The sequence below is a fragment of the uncultured Anaerotruncus sp. genome, from assembly GCF_902490045.1.
Classification (GTDB): domain Bacteria; phylum Bacillota; class Clostridia; order Oscillospirales; family Ruminococcaceae; genus Anaerotruncus.
In genome coordinates this window covers 1-5,723 of sequence record NZ_CABUCJ010000139.1, presented here as the reverse complement: position 1 = coordinate 5,723, position 5,723 = coordinate 1, and the positions used below count along the sequence as shown (strand labels likewise).

General features: G+C 64.1%; 5 protein-coding genes. 2 read left to right on the top strand and 3 right to left on the bottom strand.

Annotated features, from left to right (window positions below; genetic code table 11):
• Positions 1-217: 217 nt before the first annotated feature.
• A complete protein-coding gene (locus RDM88_RS11390; protein ID WP_308754957.1) occupies positions 218-1,099 on the bottom strand; it encodes an LCP family protein in 882 nt (293 codons plus the stop codon).
• 155 nt (positions 1,100-1,254) lie between these two features.
• Here RDM88_RS11390 and RDM88_RS11385 point away from each other — a divergent pair, with 155 nt between their 5' ends.
• Together RDM88_RS11385 and RDM88_RS11380 are read left to right on the top strand one after the other, a co-directional pair.
• Positions 1,255-3,546: a hydratase gene (locus tag RDM88_RS11385; RefSeq protein WP_308754956.1), complete on the top strand. Its 2,292-nt coding sequence runs from the start codon at positions 1,255-1,257 to the stop codon at positions 3,544-3,546.
• A 12-nt stretch (positions 3,547-3,558) separates the two neighbouring features.
• Positions 3,559-4,050 carry a hypothetical protein gene (locus tag RDM88_RS11380; protein ID WP_308754955.1) on the top strand — a complete coding sequence of 164 codons (492 nt, stop codon included), beginning with the start codon at positions 3,559-3,561 and terminating at the stop codon, positions 4,048-4,050.
• Positions 4,051-4,274: 224 nt separating this feature from the next.
• Here RDM88_RS11380 and RDM88_RS11375 read toward each other — a convergent pair whose 3' ends face one another.
• On the bottom strand, positions 4,275-4,700 hold the full coding sequence (locus RDM88_RS11375) for a hypothetical protein (RefSeq protein ID WP_308754954.1): 426 nt from the start codon (positions 4,698-4,700) through the stop codon (positions 4,275-4,277).
• Positions 4,701-4,767: 67 nt separating this feature from the next.
• The gene (locus tag RDM88_RS11370) at positions 4,768-5,547 is read right to left on the bottom strand and encodes a peptidylprolyl isomerase (RefSeq protein WP_308754953.1); all 780 of its coding nucleotides are present in this window, start codon (positions 5,545-5,547) and stop codon (positions 4,768-4,770) included.
• Positions 5,548-5,723: the final 176 nt, after the last annotated feature.

The following is a 5,723-nucleotide window of genomic DNA, read 5'->3' as shown; positions in this document are numbered from 1 at the left end:
GAACCCCCGACCTGCTGATTACAAATCAGCTGCTCTACCAACTGAGCTACACCAGCAGATGTAACATCCTCCATAGCGACGAACTTTATTCTATCATAACGCCTGCGGCTTGTCAACCCGTTTCCGCCAAAATTTTGCCAGCGCGGAGAGCGGGAAACGCGGCGGCGCGGGGGAGGTTCCCCCGCGCCCCGGAGCCCCGGTTTCCCGCCCGCTCCGCCTAAGCCGCTGCGCCGAAATATCTGCGGATGAGCGAGACATATTCCTCCGAAAGCTCGAGCTCGCCTCCCTCGAGCAGCGTGCCCGCGGGCGCGAGGCTGCCCGAGACGTCGGTGTCAAGCCGGGAGACGAAATCGGCGGCCTCGCGGCGCAGCTCGTAGTCGGCGGCGGAAACGTCGGTGTCCACAAGGTTGACCGCGAGCTTGAAAAGCCCGGAGGAGAGCTTGTCGCTGGCCGCGTCGAGGTTCTGGTTGACGATGGCGGCCGCGAGATCCCCGAGCAGCTCGCTTCTGCCGAGCGCGCCGCCCTCGAAAACGGGGCAGGAGAAGACGTCGGCCACATCCTGCGCGTCGAGGCGGCGTTCCCCGGCGGGAATGTTGATCGAGTAGCCGTCCCGCTCGTAGGAGATCGCGTGGGGGAGGGTAAAGACGACGGTGCCCGTCTTCTGCGCGATGCGGATGAAGACGTCGCGGGAGAGGGCGGCGTACCGGTCGACGGTGATGCCCAGCCGCTCGGAAAGCGCCTCGCGGACGGAGACGCCGCCCCCGCGTTCCCACGCCCCGGCGAGGGTGAGGCGCTCGCCGCCGAGGGTCACGAGAGTTTCGGGGGGCAGCAGCGCGAGGGGCACCTGCCCGTACTGGGGATTGAAGCGGATGAGAAGGAAGTCGCCGGCGCTCCCGTCCTGCGCCCTGCCGACGACCACCATGGTCAGCGCGTCGCCCGCCGTCGGCCGGTAGGAGATCTCGGGCGGATCGTCGCGGATATTCTGGCGGGGCATCGACGGCTGCACCGCCATGACCGTCAGCACCATGATGAAGGCGAGCAGCATGAGCGTCAGCGTGAACGCCAGCAAAAAGGTACGCCATTTGTTTTCTTCCCGCAAAGGAAATCCCCCCTGTCTACCCAGTAGGATTGGCAGGATTGCACACAGCTTATTCATTGCGCGGGCGGCTTTGATGTGTTAAAATGGGGGACAGAACCTGTTCCGCCGCCGATGACGCGCGCGGTTGATTCAAAAAATATACAGGAGGTAATTTCATGATAAAACTTTACGAAACCGGCGCCTATTATGCGGGCGGCAGGCTGATCCCCGACGATGGACATGCCGCCGAAGCGCTGGCGGCGATGGGCAAGGCCGTCCCGAAGGAGGAGGCGCGCAAACGGACGATTGCGTATTCGATCCTTGAGGCGCACAACACGAGCGGCAATATGGACGACCTGAAGATCAAATTCGACGCGATGGCCTCCCACGACATCACCTATGTGGGCATCGTGCAGACGGCGCGCGCGTCGGGGCTTGAGCGGTTCCCGCTGCCCTATGTGCTCACCAACTGCCACAATTCCCTCTGCGCGGTGGGCGGCACGATCAACGAGGACGACCACATGTTCGGGCTCTCCGCCGCCAAAAAGTACGGCGGCATCTACGTCCCGGCGCACCAGGCGGTCATCCACCAGTATATGCGCGAGATGATGAGCGGCTGCGGAAAGATGATCCTCGGCTCGGACAGCCACACGCGCTACGGCGCGCTGGGCACGATGGCGGTCGGCGAGGGCGGCCCCGAGCTTGTCAAGCAGCTGCTCTGCCGCACCTATGACATCAGGCGCCCGCAGGTGGTCGCCGTCTACCTGACCGGCAGGCCCCACAAGGGGGTCGGCCCGCAGGACGTCGCGCTGGCGATCATCGGCGCGGTGTTCAAGAAGGGCTATGTGAAAAACAAGGTCATGGAGTTCATCGGAGACGGCATCGCCAATTTGAATGTCGAATACCGCAACGGCATCGACGTCATGACCACCGAGACGACCTGCCTCTCCTCCGTGTGGGCGACCGACGGCCAGGTGAAGGACTACTTCGAGGCCCACGGCCGCGGGGAGGCGTTCAAGCAGCTTGCCCCGGGCGACGCGGCCTACTACGACGGGGTCGTCTACGTCGACCTCTCGACCGTCAAGCCGATGATCGCGATGCCCTTCCATCCCTCCAACGCCTATGAGATCGACGAGCTGAACGCCAACCTCATGGACATCCTCGCGGAGGTGGAGAAGGAGGGCGCGAAGTCGATCGACAACCCCGCCATCCATTTCACCCTGCGCGACAAGGTGAAGGACGGCCGCCTGCTGGTCGACCAGGGCGTCATCGCGGGCTGCGCGGGCGGCACCTACGACAACATCTGCGACGCGGCGGACATCCTGGCGGGCCGCTCGATCGGCGCGGACGAGTTCGCGCTCTCGGTCTACCCGTCGAGCCAGCCGGTCTTCATCAGCCTCGTGGAAAACGGCGCGATCGCCAGCCTCATGCAGGCGGGCGCCACGGTGCGCACCGCCTTCTGCGGGCCCTGCTTCGGCGCGGGCGACGTGCCCGCCAACGGCGGCCTCTCGATCCGCCACTCGACCCGCAACTTCCCCAACCGCGAGGGCTCCAAGCCGGGGAACGGACAGATCGCGTCGGTCGCGCTGATGGACGCGCGTTCGATCGCGGCCACCGCCCTGAACCACGGCGTCCTCACCCCGGCCACCGACCTTGACGTCGGGTTCACCAAGCCCAAATACGTCTTCCACGGCGAGGTCTACAAAAACCGCGTCTATGACGGCGTGGGCCGCGCGCAGCCTGAGCTGCCCCTCAAGTTCGGCCCGAACATCGCCGACTGGCCGGAGATGTCCCCGCTGACCGAGCACCTGTTGCTCGACGTGGACGCCTACATCACCGACCCGGTCACCACCACCGACGAGCTGATCCCGTCGGGCGAAACCTCCTCCTACCGCTCCAACCCGCTCAAGCTGGCGGAATTCACCCTCTCACGCAAGGACCCGGCGTACGTCGAGGCCGCGAAGAACTCCCAGAAGTGGGAGACGCTCCGCCGCGAGAAGGGCACCGCCTTCGACGACCGGTTGCCCGACTGCCCGATCCACAGGATCCGCGCGATCGACGGCTTCAAGGAGGTCGACAGCGGGACCATCGGCTGTGGCTCGCTTGTCTATGCGGTCAAGCCGGGCGACGGCTCCGCGCGCGAGCAGGCCGCCTCCTGCCAGAAGGTGCTGGGCGGCTGGGCGAACATCGCCCAGGAGTACGCCACCAAGCGCTACCGCTCCAACCTCATCAACTGGGGCATGCTGCCCTTCGTGATTTCCGGCGAGCCGCCCTTCGGAAAATACGACGCGGTCTTCATCCCCCACATCCGCCGCGCCGTCGCGGAGAAGCAGGCGGAAATCACCGCCTACGCCTTCACGAAGGAGGGGACCAGGCCCTTCACCCTCACGCTCGGCGACCTGACCGACGACGAGCGGGACATCATCCTCGCAGGCTGCCTCATCAACTACTACCGCGCGCAGAACTGAGGAGGGACCCATATGTTCCGGAATCCGGCAACCTTTATGAAGGCGTTCTTCGGGTTTTTTACGGCCTTCGGCGCGGTGTTCCTCGCGATTGGCCTGGGCCTCGGCTTTACCGCGCCGAACGGCCCGGTCTTCCTGCTGGCCTTCGGGCTGGCGGGGCTGGTCTTCCTGCTCGTGGGAATCGTCGGCCTCGCGGTGCTCGCGCGCAGGGCGCGCCTGCGCCGCTGGCTGATCGAAAACGGCCGCGCGATCAACGCGGAATACGACGGCTGCGGCCTGCAGACCTCTTTGGAGATGAACGGCAGGCACCCCTATGTGGTGCACTGCCACTACACCGACTCCGCCACCCGCACGATCTACAATTTTCGCAGCGAGGGCCTGTGGTTCAACCCCGCCTCCCTGCTGGAGGGCCGCTGCACCGTCCGGGTGCTCGTGCACCCCGACGACTACCGCAAGTATTACGTCGACCTCGGCGACCTCACCAACGGCTATAAGGTCGTCGGGTAGGGCGCTCCGCATACGAAAAAAAGAGACCGCTGTCGGCGGTCTCTTTTTTTGAGAAGCTGTCGTGTCTTTTGTCGGGAGCGCCGGGATCAGGATCCCCCCTGAGCGCCTTTCTTTCGTCCATTTCCTGGGCGATCAAGAGCGCGGCCGCAGCCGCCGATCGAGGCCAAACGCCCGAAGGGCGGCTCTTAGGCCGGGACAAGGGACTCGCCGCCGGTCGCCCGGCCTCACATCTGGAACTGGAAGGTATCGGTCGTCCCCTGGTAGGTGCGGTAGAAGGTAGGGTCGCCGTGCGCCCGCTCGATGTCGGCGAAATCCACCCCGTCCTTGAGGAAGTGGATTTTGAAGTTGAGCGGATAGGGGGGCTCGGCAAAGACCTCGTCAATGAGGTAGCTCGCCTCAAAGGCGATGGTGTCGAACATGTCCTCGTCGGACGCGCCGCCGGAGGGCAGGTCGATCGTCAGCGCGACGTTGAAGGAGCCGCCGCCCGCGTCGGTGACGGCGGTCGCCTTTGTGGCCTCGGCATATTCGCCGGGCATCTTTTCGGCGAGAAAATCGGTGACCTTCTGGGTTTTGGAGCCGCCGCAGGCGGCGAGGGAGAGGACGAGCGCCAGCGCGAGCACGAGCGCCGCGATGCGTTTGACATGGTTCATGGAAAGCGTCTCCTTTACATAAAAGCGCGGGACGCGTTGGCGTCCCGCGCTCGGTTTCTGTTTACGCTCAGAGGGTGCCCAGCTCGACGGAGGTGATCACGACGTCTTCGACGGGCTTGTGGTCCGCGTCGGTGGCGACGGCCGCGATCTTCTCGACGACGTCCATGCCCTCGATGACCTGGCCGAAGACGGTGTCGCGCGCGTCGTAATTCGGCACGCCGCCGACGTCGAGATACTTCTGGATGACCTTCTCGGGGAAGCCGCCGTCGAACATCTTGTCGCCGAGCTCGTCGGTGATGTGGGAGTTCTGGACGATGAAGAAGCGGCTGCCGTTCTGGCCGGGGGTGCCGCCGTTATCCATCGCGACGGCGCCGTTGAAGTGCCAGAGGTTGAGGCTGTACTCGTCCTCGAACGGCTCGCCCGAGGCGCTTTCGCCGCCGCTGCCGTTGTTGTCGGGGTCGCCGGTCGCGACATGGACGCTCGGCACGGCGCTGTAGACTTTCAGCCCGTTGTAATAGCCCTTTTCCACGAGGGCCTGGAAGTTTTCAACAGCCTTGGGGGCCTCGCTGGGGAAGAGCACCATCTTGATGTCGCCGAGGGAAGTCTTGACGGTCGCGACAGGGGCGCCGGCCTCGGGCGTGTTGAACTGGACCAGGTCGATGGTGGATTCATCGATCTCCATATTGTGGGCGTAGATCTCGGCCGCGGTTTCCGGCATGCTTTCCGGTCCGCTGGCCTCCCCGGACGGGGTATCGGATTCGGGGGAGGGAGCCTCCGTTTTTTTGCAGCCAACCATCAGCGTGGAAAGCATCAGTACCACGCAGAGCAGCAGGGCGATTTTTTTCATAAGATGTTACCTCCATGGTTTTATACAGATCTTCCGAAGGACATGGATTGCTCTTCATATTTTACCACATAATCCGCCAAAATCAATCTCCCTGCGGGATATTCATAGTAAGTTTACTTTTGGAAAGGAATCGGCGGGCAGGGCCGCGGGGCGCGCAAAAGCGGCGCCGGTGATTA